The 17,791-nt window shown below is 46.4% G+C and carries 15 protein-coding genes; 10 read left to right on the forward strand and 5 right to left on the reverse strand.

Going from position 1 to position 17,791, the window contains the following annotated elements:
• Nucleotides 1-61: 61 nt before the first annotated feature.
• Entirely contained in the window at nucleotides 62-2,509 is a 2,448-nt protein-coding gene (locus tag BLS44_RS22930) for a penicillin-binding protein 1A (protein ID WP_090392843.1), read from the reverse strand.
• Between the two features lie 204 nt (nucleotides 2,510-2,713).
• Between BLS44_RS22930 and BLS44_RS22935 the strand changes: the two genes are divergently transcribed.
• Nucleotides 2,714-3,487: a phosphosulfolactate synthase gene (locus tag BLS44_RS22935; RefSeq protein ID WP_090392845.1), complete on the forward strand. Its 774-nt coding sequence runs from the start codon at nucleotides 2,714-2,716 to the stop codon at nucleotides 3,485-3,487.
• Nucleotides 3,487-4,218, forward strand: a complete 732-nt coding sequence (locus BLS44_RS22940) for a shikimate dehydrogenase family protein (protein WP_090392846.1) — start codon at nucleotides 3,487-3,489, stop codon at nucleotides 4,216-4,218. The genes BLS44_RS22935 and BLS44_RS22940 overlap by 1 nt, the downstream gene beginning before the upstream one ends.
• A 128-nt stretch (nucleotides 4,219-4,346) precedes the next feature.
• Here the strand turns inward: BLS44_RS22940 and BLS44_RS22945 are convergent, their stop codons facing one another.
• Nucleotides 4,347-5,219 (reverse strand): cupin-like domain-containing protein, encoded by an 873-nt coding sequence (locus BLS44_RS22945; protein ID WP_090392916.1) that lies wholly within the window; start codon nucleotides 5,217-5,219, stop codon nucleotides 4,347-4,349.
• Nucleotides 5,220-5,587: 368 nt separating this feature from the next.
• Between BLS44_RS22945 and BLS44_RS22955 the strand changes: the two genes are divergently transcribed.
• From BLS44_RS22955 to BLS44_RS22965, 3 genes are all read left to right on the forward strand, one after another.
• Nucleotides 5,588-6,388 carry a glycosyltransferase family 2 protein gene (locus BLS44_RS22955; RefSeq protein ID WP_090392917.1) on the forward strand — a complete coding sequence of 267 codons (801 nt, stop codon included), beginning with the start codon at nucleotides 5,588-5,590 and terminating at the stop codon, nucleotides 6,386-6,388.
• Between the two features lie 12 nt (nucleotides 6,389-6,400).
• Nucleotides 6,401-7,369, forward strand: coding sequence for a glycosyltransferase family A protein (locus BLS44_RS22960; protein ID WP_090392850.1), 969 nt, complete (start codon nucleotides 6,401-6,403; stop codon nucleotides 7,367-7,369).
• A gap of 92 nt (nucleotides 7,370-7,461) precedes the next feature.
• Nucleotides 7,462-8,583: a glycosyltransferase WbsX family protein gene (locus tag BLS44_RS22965; protein WP_090392852.1), complete on the forward strand. Its 1,122-nt coding sequence runs from the start codon at nucleotides 7,462-7,464 to the stop codon at nucleotides 8,581-8,583.
• Nucleotides 8,584-8,641: 58 nt separating this feature from the next.
• Here BLS44_RS22965 and BLS44_RS22970 read toward each other — a convergent pair whose 3' ends face one another.
• Nucleotides 8,642-9,538 carry a glycosyltransferase gene (locus tag BLS44_RS22970; RefSeq protein WP_090392853.1) on the reverse strand — a complete coding sequence of 299 codons (897 nt, stop codon included), beginning with the start codon at nucleotides 9,536-9,538 and terminating at the stop codon, nucleotides 8,642-8,644.
• 706 nt (nucleotides 9,539-10,244) lie between these two features.
• On the opposite strand from BLS44_RS22970, the gene BLS44_RS22975 reads away from it, so the two are divergent.
• The 5 genes from BLS44_RS22975 (at nucleotide 10,245) to rplL (ending at nucleotide 16,025) form a co-directional block, all read left to right on the forward strand.
• Nucleotides 10,245-12,059 carry an ABC transporter ATP-binding protein gene (locus BLS44_RS22975; protein WP_090392855.1) on the forward strand — a complete coding sequence of 605 codons (1,815 nt, stop codon included), beginning with the start codon at nucleotides 10,245-10,247 and terminating at the stop codon, nucleotides 12,057-12,059.
• A 1,632-nt stretch (nucleotides 12,060-13,691) separates the two neighbouring features.
• Entirely contained in the window at nucleotides 13,692-14,135 is a 444-nt protein-coding gene (gene rplK, locus BLS44_RS22990) for a 50S ribosomal protein L11 (RefSeq protein ID WP_090392861.1), read from the forward strand.
• 58 nt (nucleotides 14,136-14,193) lie between these two features.
• A complete protein-coding gene (gene rplA, locus BLS44_RS22995; protein ID WP_090392863.1) occupies nucleotides 14,194-14,889 on the forward strand; it encodes a 50S ribosomal protein L1 in 696 nt (231 codons plus the stop codon).
• A 50-nt stretch (nucleotides 14,890-14,939) separates the two neighbouring features.
• Nucleotides 14,940-15,533: a 50S ribosomal protein L10 gene (gene rplJ, locus BLS44_RS23000; protein ID WP_090392865.1), complete on the forward strand. Its 594-nt coding sequence runs from the start codon at nucleotides 14,940-14,942 to the stop codon at nucleotides 15,531-15,533.
• A 117-nt stretch (nucleotides 15,534-15,650) separates the two neighbouring features.
• Entirely contained in the window at nucleotides 15,651-16,025 is a 375-nt protein-coding gene (rplL, locus tag BLS44_RS23005) for a 50S ribosomal protein L7/L12 (RefSeq protein ID WP_090392867.1), read from the forward strand.
• Nucleotides 16,026-16,183: 158 nt separating this feature from the next.
• Here the strand turns inward: rplL and BLS44_RS23010 are convergent, their stop codons facing one another.
• Together BLS44_RS23010 and BLS44_RS23015 are read right to left on the reverse strand one after the other, a co-directional pair.
• A complete protein-coding gene (locus BLS44_RS23010) occupies nucleotides 16,184-16,582 on the reverse strand; it encodes a GxxExxY protein (RefSeq protein ID WP_090392869.1) in 399 nt (132 codons plus the stop codon).
• Between the two features lie 77 nt (nucleotides 16,583-16,659).
• A complete protein-coding gene (locus BLS44_RS23015) occupies nucleotides 16,660-17,571 on the reverse strand; it encodes a helix-hairpin-helix domain-containing protein (protein WP_090392871.1) in 912 nt (303 codons plus the stop codon).
• Nucleotides 17,572-17,791: the final 220 nt, after the last annotated feature.

Genomic DNA, 17,791 nt, shown 5'->3' on the forward strand with positions numbered 1-17,791 from the left:
TCAGTGGCTATAAATGCAAAGAGATCGTAGTTGTCGGTGTTTCAGCGCTTCAGTGGCCCCTTCACTGTTTCTCCGGCTCCTGTTTTTTATTTTTATCTTTTTTCTTGAAAAGTCCGCCCAGGAATCCTTTTTTCTTTTTGGGTTCATCAGAGGAACCGATGGGTTTTCCCTGAACAGCCTTGGGCTCTTTTTGGGTGGTATCCTTTACCGGACCTTTATTTTCATCGGTTACCGGTTTGGATTCGGGCCCTATGTATTCATTGGTATTGGACATATAATCCTGCTCGGATCCAACACCGGCATCTTCACCTTCGGCGGTGGGTTCCGCATTTTCAGAAGTTACAAACTGGGATGGGTCGGCGCTTAATATTTCGTTTTCCATAGTGGCCGGTTCTGCAAATTTTTCATCCCTGTTTATCCCCAGCGATTTATCGGCATATACCTTCTTAAAGAAGGCTTCCCATATCGGGCGGGCTGCTTCTCCTCCAAAACCGCCCCTGCCTTCGTTGCGGATAAAACGGTCATCGCAGCCTACCCAAACGCCGCCCAGCAGTTGGGGGGTAAAGCCCATAAACCAGGCATCACTGTTATCGTTGGTGGTACCGGTTTTGCCGGCCATCTCCGCTGCGCCCAGGCGGGCTCTTAGCCCTGCAGCCGTTCCTTTATCCACAATACCCTGCATCATCCGGCTCATAGTGTAAGCCGTGGCTTCACTGATGGCTTCTTTTCGGTTCACACTGTAGTCAAAACGTTTGATCACGTTGCCGTTCCGGTCTTCGATCCGGCTGATAAAATAGGGTTTGGTAGAAAAACCCCTTCCTCCGAAAATGGAATAGCCCCAAAGCATTTCGAACAGGGAAAGCTCGCAGGATCCCAGCGCAATGGAAGGGAAGGGCTGTATCTTGGTAGGGATATTGATCTGTTGCAGGAATTTGACAAATTGTGCCGGGCCTACCAGTTTCATAATATAGGCCGTGGCACAGTTCTTGGACCATGCCAGCGCCGAGGCCATGGTCATGGTTCTGCCGGAACAGGTGCGCCCGGTGGCGGGCACCAGCTGACCGTTGCCAAAATCCTGCTGCACATCTTCCACCATCGATTCCGGTGTCATACCTCTTTCTTCAATCGCTTCGGCATATAACAGCGGTTTAATGGTAGAACCTACCTGGCGTTTGGTCCTCAGGTTTACGTGATCGTATTTATAGGTCTTAAAATCGATACCGCCCACCCATGCTTTTACCTCACCGGTTACGGGATCCATCACCATAAAGGCAGATTGCACCATGGTGCGGTGGTATTTTATAGAGTCATAGGGGGTCATCACAGTGTCTTTGCCTTTATATTTGGCGTCCCACGCAAATATTTTCATGGGCACTTTTTTATAAAAGCTGGCTTTGATCTCTTTATCGGAGAATCCGTCGTCGGCCATATTTTTCCAGCGGTCGCTTTCTTTCATGGCGCGGAGGAGTATGTTATCCCTTCCCTTCCAAACAGCCCCGCTTTTTATAAAGGACTGGCGCACCAGCGCGCGCTGCAGGTTGGGTACCTGCGTATAAACGGCTTCTTCTGCATATTGCTGCATGAGCGGGTTAATGGTTGTATAAATCCTTAAGCCGTCTTCATAAAGACTATAGGATGACCCGTCCGATTTTTTGAGACCGGGGTCTTTGAGGATCGTTTTTAACTCATCGCGCAGCACGTCACGGAAGTAGGGGGCAAACCCTGTATTCTCGTCCATCTTTTTATAATTCAACCTCATTGGCATGGCGGCAACACGGCTCCCTTCGGCTGCCGACAGGTTCCCGTTGTCTACCATACGGGCTATTACCAGGTTCCTGCGGTCGATGGCCAGCTTGGGATTTCTCCGCGGGTTATAGATGCCGGGGCCGTTGATCATGCCTACCAGCAATGCCGCTTCATCCACGCTCAGGCGGTCGGGCTCTTTCTGGAACCAGGTCCTGGCGGCGTTCCGGATACCATATACATTATCGCTGAAGGGAACTGCGTTAAGGTACAGGGCTACGATCTCTTCCTTGGTAAAATTCCGTTCCAGCTTTACAGAAATGATCCATTCTTTTAATTTCTGAATGACGCGCACGGCCTTATTGCTGGCCCGCTGGTTAAACAGGGCCAGGGCCAGCTGCTGTGTGATGGTACTGCCGCCGCCTTCTTTTCCCAGTAAAAAAATAGCCCGCAATGTTCCTTTCAGATCAATGCCGGCATGATCATAAAACCGTTTGTCTTCCGTGGCGATCAGGGCATTGATGACATTAGGGGAAATATCACGGTATTTCACAATGGACCGGTTTCCGTTGGGCAGGTAATATTTACCCATCAGTGTGCCGTCGGCCGCCAGTACTTCCGATGCCTGTGTAATGGTCGGGTTCTCCAGCTCTGCCAGCGACGGCATTTTCCCGAATACGCCCCAGTTGGCAAGCAGTACCGTTAATATACCCAGGCCAAACAAAATGAAAAAAATCCGCCAGAAAATACGAACCGACCGCTTCATATATAAATGATAAAGTGTTTATAATTAAATCCGGTACCAAAAATAAGTAAATGCCCTTCTATAAACGGAAAAACCCCTGATAATTTAAGGTGGTTTTATCAATTGAATGCTCATTTCCAATGCTTTTTCTACGGCAGATATTTTATGATTGGCATAAACTTATGCAAAATGGTTACTTTTGCGACGATTAATAACTGATACCGAATGAAGTTTAATTTGACGCAAATGCCGGAACGGTACGTTCGTCCACGTACAAACGGCATTACCATGGTAATGGATAAGGGGTTGAGTATTGATGAGGCAAAGAGTTTTATGAGTGTATCTTATCCCCACGTAGATGTATTGAAATTGGGGTTTGGCACTGCGGTGGTAACCCCCAACCTGGAGCAAAAGATTGAAGTATACCGCTCCTATGATGTTCCTGTTTATTTTGGGGGTACCTTGTTTGAAGCATACCTGGTGCGCAACCAGGTGGATGACTATATTGCCATCTGCAAACATTTCGGGATCGATTACATGGAGGTCAGTGATGGCTCCATCAGTATTCCCCATGCGGAGAAATGTGGCTATATTGAGAAGCTGACACAGCATGGAACGGTTTTAAGCGAGGTAGGAAGCAAGGACGCTACCCATATCATACCTCCCTACAAATGGATCGAGCTGATGAAAGCGGAGCTGGAAGCCGGCTCTTCCTATGTGATCGCCGAGGCACGTGAAGCAGGAAATGTGGGTATCTACCGGGGAACCGGTGAAGTGCGGGAGGGATTGGTACAGGAGATCCTGACCCAGATACCTTCTGAAAAGATCATATGGGAGGCACCGCAGAAAGCCCAGCAGCTGTATTTTCTGGAACTGATCGGGTGTAATGTAAACCTGGGTAATATTCCGCCGAATGAAGTGATCGCACTGGAAGCGATGCGTATTGGTTTGCGGGGCGATTCATTCAGTTTATACCTCGATAATAAAACTGCATTTTAATGCGTCTGTACGGTTTGATAGGATTTCCGCTGAGCCAGTCTTTCTCCAAACGTTATTTCACAGAAAAGTTTGAAAAAGAGGGGATTGAGGGCTGCCGGTATGAGGCTTTCGAAATTCCCTCCATCCGGCACCTGCCGGAGCTGCTGCAAAAGAACCCCGGGCTGGCCGGCTTCAACGTTACGATACCTTATAAACAGGAGGTGATGGCTTTTTTGCAGGACCTGGATGGTGAGGCGGAATCTATTGGCGCCTGTAACTGTATCAGGATCACGAATGGTCAGTTAAAAGGATATAATACGGATGCCGCTGCTTTTGAAACCACCCTGCTGGAGCAGCTGCAGCCTCATCATACGCAGGCCCTGATCCTGGGTACCGGCGGTGCGGCGCGGGCGGTGCGTTATACGCTGGAAAAACTGGGTATTACCTACCGGTATGTTTCCAGGACCCCGGGGGAAAATGCATGGAGCTATCAAGAGCTGGATGCAGCCATAATGGAGGCTTACCCGCTGATTATTAATACAACTCCGCTGGGAAGTTTCCCCAAAACAGAAGGGAAGCCGGATTTGCCCTATGCCCTCATCACGTCCCGGCATTATTTATACGACCTGGTGTACAATCCCCCGTTAACGGCTTTTTTAAGCGAAGGAAAGGACCGGGGGGCTCTTATCAAGAATGGATATGATATGCTGGTTGCCCAGGCTGAACTGAGCTGGAATATCTGGAATAGTTAAGTTTCAGGTTTGAGGTTTAAAGTTTCAGGTTGGATCCGTTTTTATGCTTGAAGTACTTTTTTTATTCATGGTTCAGATTTTGATTTCTGATTCACGCAGCACCAAGCGGAAACGGGATTCCCACATTTTCACATTGTTTTCATTGTGTGCTCCGCATCTGCATACAGCTGCTTCACCTTCCGGTCATACCACCATTTTGGGGATGTTTTTTTCATCAGGGTGTCAATATTACGCATACCAAAAAGGTTCCATACGCCCTTCAGTTTGCCGGTAATGCCGCTTTGTAATGCCCTCAGGCTCATTGCAAATCCCGCATCAATATATTCCATATGGTGCCAGTAGCCGGCCGGCATAAACAGGGTGTCCCCGTGTTCCAGTATCACTTCATATCCCTTTGCACTTTTGGTGGCCGGGAACTTCTCATAGTCAAATTTATCATAATATTGGGCAAAATTTGCCAGGCTCAGCACTTCCCAGGGCTTCCGGTACAATTTGTGCTGTTCCTCAAAAGGAAAAAGCAGCACCCTTTTTTTTCCGATGAATTGGGTATGGAGGATATGGCTGAGATCGATATCAAAGTGCATATGGGTTACAGACCCCTGGCCGCCAACAAAAAGCATGGGGAATTTTTTTACAAATCCCTTCATGTAGGTATCCGGCCAGGAAAAATCGGAAACGATCTGGGGCGCATGCTGGAAGATGTTAAAGAGAAAGATCCTTAGTTCTACCGGACCTCTCTTGACCATTTCCAGGTATGTTCCAAATTTCATATAGGCGTCTGCTGTGTTAATGGGAGTGTAGGAATCGCTTTTTACATTATTGTAAACACCTACTTCTTTATTACCAACGATGTCAATAAAATAATCCCAGTTCCACCGGGAGAAAGCGGGCCACTGGCGGGCCAGGTCGCGGATGACAACGGGCTGGTTCTTTTGATAATAGTTCTTTTTAAAATCTTCCGGGCTGATATGATCAAACTTATCTAAAGTTGTTAAGCGCATAATCATTGAAATAAGAAGGACAAATTTAATAATAGTTTGATAAATAAGGTGGCGCCGGAAGGTAAGGAATGGGGGCTGCTGTAAGCCTGTTTTACCGGAATTGGGGAATTCTGTGCCTGATAGGGTAAAAAAACTATCTTTGCAACCTTAAAACAGGAGTGCAGCGGAAAGGTGCAGGCTGAAAACGATTCAATTGCCCCCCTTTGGGTAATGATAAGATCCGTAAGTTGTAAAAGAATTGATAAAATTCGGCATCCGGTATAAATCAAACTGACAAAAATGTTGCGTTGCAACCATTTTTTACGTTATCAGGATATGATCGTTCCGGACGACCGGTCTAAACCAAAAAGCAGAAAGACAGAATGTATATGAAAAAAACTCCTTTTACGGTAGCACTGATGATTTCCACCTATAAATGGCCGGAAGCACTCCAGTTGGTATTAAAAAGTGTATTGCACCAGAGCCGGAGGCCGGATGAGATCATCATTGCGGAGGATGGTGATGATACCCGTACCGCATGGTGTATCGAAGACTTTAAAAAGATCCACGGGATCCCGGTAAAGCATGTATACCATGAAGACCGTGGTTTCCGTAAAAGCCTGATCCTGAACAAAGCTATAAAAGAGATCGAATCGGACTATATCATTGAGATCGATGGCGACATTGTGATGCACCGGGAGTTTATTGCCGATCATGTAAGCGCGGCAAGGGAAGGGTATTTTGTACAGGGGAGTCGAACCATGCTTACAGAATGGAAGAGTAAGCGATTGCTGAAAACAAAGAATATAGACGCGCTTCACCCGCTTATGAGAGGGCTGTACAGCAGGTTTAATGCCGTAAGAGCGCCTTTGTTCTCTTCTTTTTTTAAAGTGGACCCCTGCAGCTCTCATAATGTAAAAGGCTGCAACCTGGCTTTCTGGAAGGCTGATTATGTAAAGGTGAACGGATATTATAGCGGGTTTGAAGGTTGGGGATGGGAGGATTATGAATTTGGCGAGCGTCTTATTAATGTAGGAGTAAAAAAGAAGCGCCTGAAAATGGCCGCCATCGGGTACCATATTTTTCATCCCTTAAGTTCCCGCGCTAATTTTGTGCCCAATGAGCTCATTTACAGGGAAACAGTACGATATAAATATAGTTACCGGCCAAATGGATATATGGAGGCCTGAGATAGGTAGGATATGATGCGACCCGGTATTTCCATAATACTCTGCACCTATAACGGGGCACTGAAACTTCCTGAAACATTGGGCTACCTTGCCCGTCAAAAAACGGATCAGCGTTTGGAGTGGGAGATCATATTTGTGGACAATAACTCCCATGATCATTCCACATCGATAGTTGAGGAAACATGGAGGCAACATAAAAGCCCGGCCCCTCTATTTACCTATACCGAAACCACCCCCGGAAAATATTATGCCTTGCAGACTGCTATTGCCAGGGCTCATTACGATTATTTTATCATTTGCGATGATGATACCGGTTTTCACCCGGATTATTTATCACGGGCCTTTGAGCTGATGAATGCGCATCCGGAAGTAGGAGCAGCCGGTGGGCTTTCACTGTTAAAGCTGCCAGATGGAATAAAAGCTCCTGAATGGTTACCTGAGGACTATGAACCCTTTGCTTTAGGCCGGCAGGCCGACCGTACCGGGTATATACCAATGGTGAAGGGAAGACTTTGGGGGGCAGGGCTGGTTTCCAGGACGGATTTATATAAGAAGCTATATGCAACAATTCCTTCTTTGCTTATCGAATTACCGGATAAAAAGGCATTGATCTCAGAGGATACCGAGTTCTGCGCCCGTCTTATTCTAAAGGGGTATCAATTGTATTATGATGAAGGTCTGGTATTGCATCATATGCTGGACCATACAAAGCTGACTACAACGCATCGCGATAATCTCCGCTGTATACATGATGCTTCTGGAACAGTAATGGAACGGTATCGCATCGTAACCAAAGTAAGATTCAAAAAAATCAAATGGCCTTATAAGCTAAAAGTTTTTTTTATAGTTCCCTTCCGAATGTGGTATACCAGTAATACGAAATCGAAGACACGGTACCGGAAACTATTACAATATCTGTATCCCGGTTTATACGGCAGGGATATCATAATTGAACAAATACAGGAGTTTGCTGAAACGTAATTTATTATTACGATAAGTTCGGAATGGAACGTTGCTCCTACACTTTAATCATACGTTCGGTTTTTGCTTTAGGGAGGCGTTAAAAAAATAATATGAACAATAAGGATGGTAGGAAAGATATAAAATGCCTGGCCTTTTACTTGCCACAATACCACCCCATACCAGAGAATGACGAATGGTGGGGAAAAGGGTTTACGGAGTGGACGAATGTAACCAGGGCAAAGCCCTTATTCAGGGGGCATCAGCAACCCGTATTTCCCGCAGATCTGGGCTATTACGATCTAAGAGTGCCGGAGGTAAGAGAGGCGCAGGCGAAGATGGCAAAGGCGCATGGCGTGCATGGGTTCATCTATTATCATTACTGGTTTGGTAACGGGAAGCAGCTTTTAGAGCGGCCGCTTAATGATATGGTAGCGTTAGAAAAGCCTGACTTCCCCTTTTGCATCTGCTGGGCCAATGAAACCTGGAGCGGTATCTGGTATGGAGCGCCTGATCAGACATTGATCCGACAGGAATACCCCGGGAATGAGGATATCGTTATGCATTTCGATTATCTGGTAAAAATCTTTGAAGACCCCCGGTACATCCGGGTAAATGGGCTTCCGCTATTTATGATCTATAATGGCTTAAATCTGCCCGATAGTAAGTCTTATACAGATAAACTCAGGGAAGAGGCTGTAAAAAGAGGATTGGGCGGATTGTATATTATGGGATCAAATCTGCATCCGGATAGTTGGGATTTTGAGGCCGCAGGGTTTGACGGAAGAGTTTCTTACGCTTATAATAAGGTGCAGTACCAGCTAATGTGGGAGGCAAAAAGACAACAGCAAAAAACAAGAGATCGTTTTTTGCGAAAGATTTTTTCAAAGAACAACGCCCCTCGTGTTACCCGTATTGACCAGCGTACATTGGTAGAAAACATTATTTTTGAAGATCAGCCGGGCGATATCTATCCGATGATACTACCCAACTGGGATAACACGCCGCGAAGCGCTCATAATGGCGTTGTGATTCAAAACACCAGTCCTGAGCTGTTTGAAACACAGATTCGTAATGCGATTGATTATATCAATAGCCGGGAGATGAGTGACCGGTTTATGATCCTTAAATCCTGGAATGAATGGGCAGAGGGAAATTATGTAGAACCCGATTCCCGGAATGGTTATGTCTATCTTGATGTTTTGAAAAAATATCTTACGCGGGCGGGTGTATAATGTATTTGCATAATTTTATACCGGCGGGTTATTATAGTCGCAACCTGATAGGAGACCATTAATGGAGCGCCGGTCCGGATGTTTGAGAAACGCGTCGCGCCTGCCTCATTTTTTTGAGCAATTTAAATGGCTTACTGGAGAATGGCTTTAGCCAGAAAAAATGCCACCAGTATTTCCAGGCCATGCGATCGAATCCTACATTCCAGGCATTCGCAATAAATTCAATGTAATTTTTCTTTTCCAGCTGTGTTTTCTCCAATTGGGTCATACCCGGAGTGATATACAAGGGCAGGTAGGGGGCATAAAGGTCAAAAAACAGATCAGCACTTTCAACCCAGCTTTTGTCCGGGTTTCCCATGGAGTAGTGGGTTATATCGATCAGGTCGGTACAAACCGCTTCATAGCCTTTCAGGTGCGCATCGATGGAGATGGCGAGGTCATATTGATGATAGCCCTTTAACTGCTCATTAAATCTCAAACCGGTTGATCTTCTCAGTGCAATAAACAGGCCATCCAGCGACAGAACCCTGATCAAATGCTCCTGTGTTTGTATTCCAAATCCATAACGCATGAGTTCATTTTCTTCTTTGCTCCCATGACGAACATAAACATATTTGGCATTGTCATCTATACCCCACCAGCCCGAAGGAGCTCTTGATTTATATTGCCCGCCCGCCACTCCAACCAGCCCTGTTTTTTCGTTTTGTTTAAAAATATCCAGCAAAACATAGCCCCAGCCCTTTGTATTAAATAGGAGGTCCTCGTGCAGAAAAAGTACATAAGGGTATTGAGATTGATCCAGTCCTTTATTGTAAGCTTCGCATACTCCCATCAGCCCCGGGTTTTTGACCTGGATAAGCTCATAAATAATCCCGGAGCCTATCGTATCAGCGATATCTTTCTCTATTGCTGCATAAAAGGCTTCCCGGTATGAAGAAATGACGATCGACAACATAATCTAATAACAGTTAGATGCTGCAAAATACGAAGATCTCTTTCTTTAAAAAAAACAGCCGGGGAGGAAACATAGCTTTGGGATCAGGGCCCTCTGTATCTATGCGGCACCGGGAGCATCTTATCCCGGTTTTACCCTTTCAATTTTAAACGGGCTCTTTATCTCTTTTTACGATAACATTATCGCCCTTAGGGGTTTATCTTAAGGATGGGCAATGGAGTCGTAGGTTCGTTCACAACGGGTTCGGGTTAAACCCTGTTGGGGCTTACGCAAGACATATGCGATCGTTCGGAACTGGAAAATGGACTGCTACCTCCGGTAAGCGGGCCCTTTTTTGCTCCGCGTAAACCCGGGGTACATGGTTAACCGCAATTTAATGGTCAGATTGCACAGGGAAAGCAAGGCAAGCGCCTCTGATTTCAGCATTGTTCAGCTCCGGAGGAGCAGCGCGTTTATAGCTATGTGTTGTTTTGATTTATCCGGCTCCTGTGGGAGCCACGTGTTTGTTTGGCGTGAAATTTTACGCGGCTCCCACAGGAGCCGGAGGTTCCTCTTTAAATACCTGGCTATAAGCACCAGGCATTTACAGTGCCTGCAAATGCTCCTGGTGCACTCTTTTCACCCAATTTAGCCTGGCAAGGAAAAAAACCGGGGAGATACGCAACCTTTTTCTCGTAACTTTGCGCGTTTTAATTTATAAACGCGGATGAGGCAAAAAAAATTCAGTCGGCTATTTAAGTATATTGGCTATTACAAGGGAAAGATCATCCTGTATATTTCGCTTACCATCATCGCGTCTTCGTTGTCGGTGGTCTCTTTAACGATGCTGGCGCCCCTGATGTCGCTCATTTTTAAAGTGGACGGTTTTGGTGGCCAGGCCTTACTGAACAAAATCCCGGGCGGAGGTTATATTGGTACAGAATTATCGAGACTGGTGAGCAGCGGCCAGCAGATGCATGCCGTGTTCCTCTGTTGCCTGCTGGTGGTCATCTCTGTTTTTTTGAAAAACCTGCTGCTTTACCTGTCTTCGCTGATTTCGGTGCCGGTGAGGAGCTCGATCATTATTCACCTGAAAAATGATCTTTATGCCAAAGTGCTGCATCTGCCGGTGGGCTATTTTTCCGAACAGAAAAAGGGCGATATTATGAGCCGCATGACCAATGATGCCGGACTTGTGGAAAGCTCTATTGTGAATACCATGGAAGGTTTGATCAAGGATCCGGTAATGGTTGTTAGCTATCTTGTGGCAATGGTGGGCATCAGCCCCAGTCTTTCGGTATTTTTACTGGTCCTGTTGCCGGTAACGGCCTTTATCATAGGCCGCATCAGCCGTACGCTTAAAAAACAAAGCAATGCCGCATCGCTGCGGGTGGGCGATACCCTGTCCATACTGGATGAAACCTTAACGGGGATCCGGATCATTAAAGCATTTACGGCCGAAAAGATCCTGAACAACCGGTTTGTTAGCCTTAATAATACCTTGCTGGGCATCAATAAAAAGATGGCGGCCCGCAGGGATCTCGCCTCGCCCCTGACAGAACTGTTGGGCGTAGCCGTACTCTGTGTGATCATTTATTTTGGCGCCAATCTTATTCTCAATGGAAATACATTGGATCCCGGAGGACTGATCGCATTTATCGCCATGTTTGCCATGATGATCAACCCGGCCAAGTCGTTGGCGGCCTCTTTCTTCAGGGTGCAGGAAGGCGCTGCGGCTATCGAACGCATCGAAGCCTTATTAACCACACCGGAAACCGTTGAAGATACCGGAACCCGGAAACTCGAAGCGTTCAATGAGGGCATTGAATTCAGGAATGTGTCCTTTGCTTACAACGAAACCCCGATCCTGAAAAACATTAATCTTTTTATTCCCAAAGGGAAAACCGTAGCGCTGGTGGGCAGCAGCGGAGCGGGTAAGAGCACGCTGGCCGACCTGGTACCCCGTTTCCATGATGTAGGCGCGGGTGAGATCCTCTTTGATGGGGTCAATATTAAAGACTATAGCATCGAATCCATCCGGAAACAGATTGGTATTGTAAGCCAGGAGCCCATTCTCTTCAATGATACTATTGGTAATAATATCAGCCTTTCAGACCCGGATGCCCCGTTGAGTGAAATAGAAAGCGCTGCCCGGATCGCGAATGCCTGGCGGTTTATTGAGCATAAGCCGGAGCAATTTGATACCAATATTGGCGACAGGGGTGCTAAACTGAGCGGAGGAGAAAAACAACGGCTCACAATAGCCCGGGCGGTGCTGAAAAACCCGCCCATCCTTATCCTGGACGAAGCAACCTCCTCCCTCGACACGGAAAGTGAACGCCTGGTACAGGATGCTATCAATAATATGATGAAGAACCGGACCTCACTGGTCATAGCCCACCGTCTGAGTACGGTGCGTCATGCAGACGAGATCATTGTGCTCAATAAAGGGGAGATCGCTGAGCGGGGATCCCATAAAACACTAATGCAGATCGAAGGGGGCATTTACCGGAAACTGGTGGATATGCAGGAGATGGTTTAGGAAATTTGAAAATTTAAGGATTGAATCCCGATGGCTATCGGGAGCGCATCAAGATAAAAAACAGGTCTATTGCCATAAAATGTAGCGTGAATAAGCCTTTGGAGGCCAAAAAAGACCTGATCTTTTCATAGCAGGCGCAGCGCGCCGTAAATAATGGTAACAAGAACTCCCAGGGACTTACCCGTAGCCGCAGCGCGGCGGGAATCTTTTCGGGGGAGGCTTATAGTACCGGTGCCCTGCACCTCTGTTCTGTCTCCTGTCCATTGCTAATAAGCGCAACGCTGCGCTGCAGCTTTTGCCTTTAACCACTATTCCTAAAATTAACCTGCTGATGCGCATGCGATGGCTATCGCATGCGCATCAAGATAAAAAACAGGTCTATCGCCATAAAATGTAGTATGAATAAGCCTTTGGAGGCCGAAAAGGACCTGATCTTTTGATAGCAGGCGCAGCGCGCCGCAAATAATGGTAACAGGAACTTCCAGGGACTTACCCGTAGCCGCAGCGCGGCGGGAATCTTTTCGGGGGAGGCTTATAGTACCGGTACGCTGCACCTCTGTTCCATCTCCTGTTCGTTGCTAATGAGCGCGACGCTGCGCTGCAGCTTTTGCCTTTAACCACTATTCCTAAAATTAACCTAATGCGCATGCGATGGCTATCGCATGCGCATCAAGATAAAAAACAGGTCTATCGCCATAAAATGTAGTATGAATAAGCCTTTGGAGGCTAAAAAGACCTGATCTTTTGATAGCAGGCGCAGCGCGCCGTAAATAATGGTAACAGGCACTTCCAGGGACTTACCCGTAGCCGCAGCGCGGCGGGAATCTTTTCGGGGGAGACTTATATTACCGGTGCGCTGCACCTCTGTTCCGTCTCCTGTCCATTGCTAATAAGAGCGACGCTGCGCTGCAGCTTTGGCCTTTAACCACTAAATTCCTAAAATTAACCTGATGCGCATGCGATGGCTATCGGGAGCGCGTCAAGATAAAAAACAGGTCTATGGCCGTAAAGTGTAGTATGAATAAGCCTTTGGAAGCCAAAAAAGACCTGATCTTTTGATAGCAGGCGCAGCGCGCCGCAAATAATGGTAACCAGAACTTCCAGGGACTTACCCGTAGCCGCAGCGCGGCGGGAATCTTTTCGGGGGAGGCTTATAGTACCGGTGCGCTTGCACCTCTGTTCCATCTTATGTTCGTTGCTAATAAGCGCAACGCTGCGCTGTAGCTTTTGCCTTTGACCACTATTCCTAAAATTAACCTGACACATATGCGATGGCTATCGGGAGCGGTAATGTGGGAAGGTGGATTTTGAAGCTTCGGGGCGGTGTGAAATATAGATCTGACCGGTGTCAATAGTCAAGAGGCAACAGGAAGGTTTCTGGTTGGATATTGCCTTCGAAGCATTTTTTCGTTGTTTATCAATGGATTACAGTACCTGCACGCCTTTGAAATTTTAAATTCGGTATTCTGCATTTTAGATTTCCCGTTTTCCCGTACCTTTGCACCCCCAATCAGTTCTTTTCAGGTTCCGGTAAAGGCCGGAACAGAAGGTCCCGCTGTCCGATCGCTGTCGGGCCGGGATTGGGAGTACCCGGAAATTTTCGGGTACGTTTGAACCAATAAATCGAATAAAATGGCAAAAGAAATCTCTGGCTTTGTAAAGCTACAGTGTAAAGGCGGTCAGGCCAATCCTGCACCCCCCATCGGGCCGGCGTTAGGTTCCAAAGGTGTGAACATCATGGAATTCTGCAAGCAATTCAACGCCCGTACGCAAGACAAAACGGGAAAAGTACTTCCCGTATTAATCACCGTTTATAGTGACAAAAGTTTTGAATTTGTAATCAAAACCCCTCCCGCAGCCATTCAGCTGATGGAAGCCGCTAAAATTCAAAAAGGTTCTAAGGAAAGCAACCGCGCCAAGGTAGGTAAAGTTACCTGGGAGCAGGTGGAGGCTATTGCGAAAGACAAAATGCCCGATCTGAACTGCTTTACCGTTGATGCCGCCATGAAAATGGTTGCCGGTACAGCACGCAGCATGGGACTGAATGTTGAAGGAAAAGCCCCGTGGGAGAACTAAATCCCCCTTTGAATTCCCCTGAGCGGGGAAGTTTCTTAAAACTTTAAAAGAATTTAAAATGGCATTCATTAGTAAAAAAAGAAAAGTTGCAAATGCAAAGGTAGACGCTAATAAGGCGTATTCCCTGAAAGAAGCCTCTGCATTGGTAAAAGATACAAGCGTAGCGAAATTCGATGCTTCTGTTGATCTGCACGTACGTTTGGGTGTGGATCCTAAAAAAGCAGACCAGGCGATTCGCGGTACCGTAACATTACCTCATGGAACCGGTAAAACAAAAAAAGTATTGGTATTGTGCACACCCGATAAAGAAGCGGATGCAAATACTGCAGGTGCTGACTATGTAGGTTTAGATGAGTTCATTCAGAAAATTGAAAGTGGCTGGACCGATGTGGATGTAGTAATTGCTACTCCGGCTGTAATGCCCAAGATCGGTAAACTGGGTAAGATCCTCGGGCCGCGTAACCTGATGCCCAACCCTAAAACAGGAACCGTAACCAATGATGTGGCAGCTGCTGTTACCGAGGTAAAAGGCGGTAAGATCGCGTTTAAGGTAGATAAAGCCGGTATCGTGCACGCTTCTATCGGTCGCGTAAGCTTCAGCCCTGAAAAGATCGCAGAAAACGGCCAGGAGCTTTTAAATGCATTGATCAAGGCAAAACCCACTACCGCAAAAGGAACCTATTTAAAAGGAATCAGCATGGCCAGCTCAATGGGCCCCGGCATTGCTTTGGATACAAAATCTTTTGTACAGTAATCACCCGGCACTACCGGTTCTAATTTTAAAATCAGTCAAACCGCAATAAAATGACTAAAGAACAAAAAAATGAAGTAATTGAGGTATTGAAGGGGAAATTCTCTCAATACAGCAACTTTTATATAACAGATACGGAGTCGCTTACTGTAGAACAGGTAGGCAAATTGCGCCGCGCTTGTTTCAACAAGAATGTGGAAATGAAAGTGGCCAAGAACACCCTGATCAAAAAGGCACTGGAATCACTGGATGCTGAAAAATATGCAGGCGTATATGACTCACTGCATAAGGTAACAGCCCTGATGTTTTCGGAAAACCCCAAAGAGCCGGCCGTTATCCTGAGCTCTTTCCGTACCGAAGCCAAGAAAGAAAAGCCGGAACTGAAACTGGCGTTCATTAACGGTGATCTGTATGCCGGAGATAACCAACTGGCTACCCTGGTTAAGATCAAAACGAAGAATGAGCTGATCGGTGAAGTGATTGGCCTGTTACTGTCTCCGATCCAGCGCGTGATCGGTGCATTACAGAACAGACCGGAAGGTGAGGCGGCCGCCGTAGCTGCTGAGACACCTGCTGCTGAAGCGGAAAGTGCAGCAGCTCCCGAAGCAGATGCTCCGGCAGCGGATACTACTCCGGCAGCTGAGTAATTAATCTATTGCAATATAGTCACGACCTATATTTAATAAACAAACAATTTTTTTAAACCCGCCGTCGGATCGGTCCCGATCTGGACAGGAAATGAAGACGGTAAAAATTAAAACAAAATGGCAGATATTAAAACATTAGCAGAAAGCCTGGTAGGTTTAACTGTAAAAGAAGTACAGGAATTAGCAGATTTCTTAAAGACCGAGTACGGTATTGAGCCTGCTGCAGCTGCAGTAGTAGTAGCTGGTGGCGGCGACGGTGGTGCAGCCGCTGCTGAAGAAAAAACAGCATTTGATGTGATCCTTAAGAGCGCAGGTGCTTCTAAACTGAACGTTGTGAAGATCGTTAAAGATCTGACCGGCTTAGGTCTGAAAGAGGCAAAAGAACTGGTAGACGGAGCTCCGAAACCGGTGAAAGAAGGTATCTCTAAAGCTGAAGCTGAAGACATCGCTGCTAAACTGAAAGAAGCAGGTGCTGAAGTAGAAGTAGCTTAATCCTGTTGTAAAGAATAGGCGTCCTGTAAGGTCTGTGGATCTTACAGGACTTTTTATTTGCCACAGAGACGCTGAAACACAGATTTTTTGATACCACTGCAAAGGGAAATAAAAGTCTTCAGTATTTCTGTGCTTCAGTGGCAATAAAGGGCCGCGGCTCAGAAGCTAACCTGCTTGATCCGCCGCTTCATTTTCCCAAAATTCAGGATCAATCCAACCTTACAGCCGGAGCACTTAAGATAGTTGATTGTTTGCGCCAGGTCTTCTTCTGCTACACCGCCTTCTTTTGCTTTTATTTCGAGGATCACGGTGTCGAAGACAACGAAGTCTGCCTGGAACTGGTGTGGTAAAACGACATCTTTATACTGTATTTTATACCTTCTTTCCCGGTCATACCAGATGGCGTTTTTTCCAAACTCGTATTCAAAGGCGTCTTTATAAAGGATTTCGAGGAAGCCAGGGCCAGGGGTCTTATGAATTTCGATGCCGTATTTTATGATCGTGTCAGTTTCCCTTTGAAGGGGATAATTTTCGGGATCAAAGTTTTTGTTTGACATAACGGTATTTTTTAGTTGCCATAGAGACGCTGAAACACAGATTTTTTGATAGCACTGCAAACGGAAATAAAAAGCGATCAGTGTTTCTGAGCTTCAGTGGCTTCAACCCGGATATACGGCTCCAGCTTTTCAAATACATCATTTGTCTGAGCTACCAGTACCCGCAATGCTTCCGGGGAGGTGATCGGCGCGGTTCTTCGTTGCTTAGTGATAAGATAGGCGAGCTTGCTGCTGATATAGGGATGCGCATTGAGGGTTTCATAGGAAGCGGTATTGATATCGAGCTGCCGGACCCCCGGGGTATTTAAACGGAGCAGGGGGCTTATTTTCCGGAACGTAGAATCAGGAACACCATAGGTTTCTCCAACCTGGCTGATAGTATAAAACCCGCCCAGCTTTTCCCGGTAATTCACGATCCTTGCAGCAAGTTTGCTGCCGATACCATAAAGCGTTTTATAAGCGAGGATATCTGCCGTATTCACATCAATGGTCTGTGGTGCTTTGCGTGCGCCTGTTTGTGCCGGGACAGGATATGTGGGCCCGGTGATCAGGATATAGGGACTGAGGCGTTCAAATTCATCCGGGTGCAGTCCGTAGATCTTTTGGAGGTCTTCCTTTTTGCGAAAGCGTCCTCCTTTTTTCCGGTAGTTTATGATCGTCCGGATCGTCCGCTCCCGGAGACCCAGCTGCAGCCATCCTTCTTCACTCAAAGTATTAGGATCAAAATTAAAGAGGATCACTTTTGAAGCAGGAACAGGATATTGATGAGACTTGTAATGCCCGGTACGTGCAGGTTCTGCGAGGGAATCTTTTTCTGAAGAAGTGTTTGGGGCTGTTGTGAGCGCGTTGAGTGCAGCCCGGTCTCTTTCATCCAGGGGCATGTTGGTATGTTGCCTGATAAAAGGAGCAACAGCAAAAAACAGGATAACGAACAGCAGCAGGCATAAACCCAATAACTCTTTTTTAGAGAATTTTAAATACGCTTTCATAGGTTGATCATTGAGCGGTGGTTAAAGAAAAAGGTGTTGACTAAATATAAAGAAAAATAAAATCATAAAAAAAAAATCATTAAAATTTAGTTTATTGTTATGGGGAAGCCTATCTTTATCCTCAGCTATTGCATTGTAAACCTACTTTGAACTAAAAAAACTACTAAATATAACTCACAACGTGATAGCTTAAAAATGAAGAGAGTCCTTTAGTGATATG

Origin of the sequence: Niabella drilacis, from assembly GCF_900101395.1 — a bacterium.
GTDB classification, from domain to species: domain Bacteria; phylum Bacteroidota; class Bacteroidia; order Chitinophagales; family Chitinophagaceae; genus Niabella; species Niabella drilacis.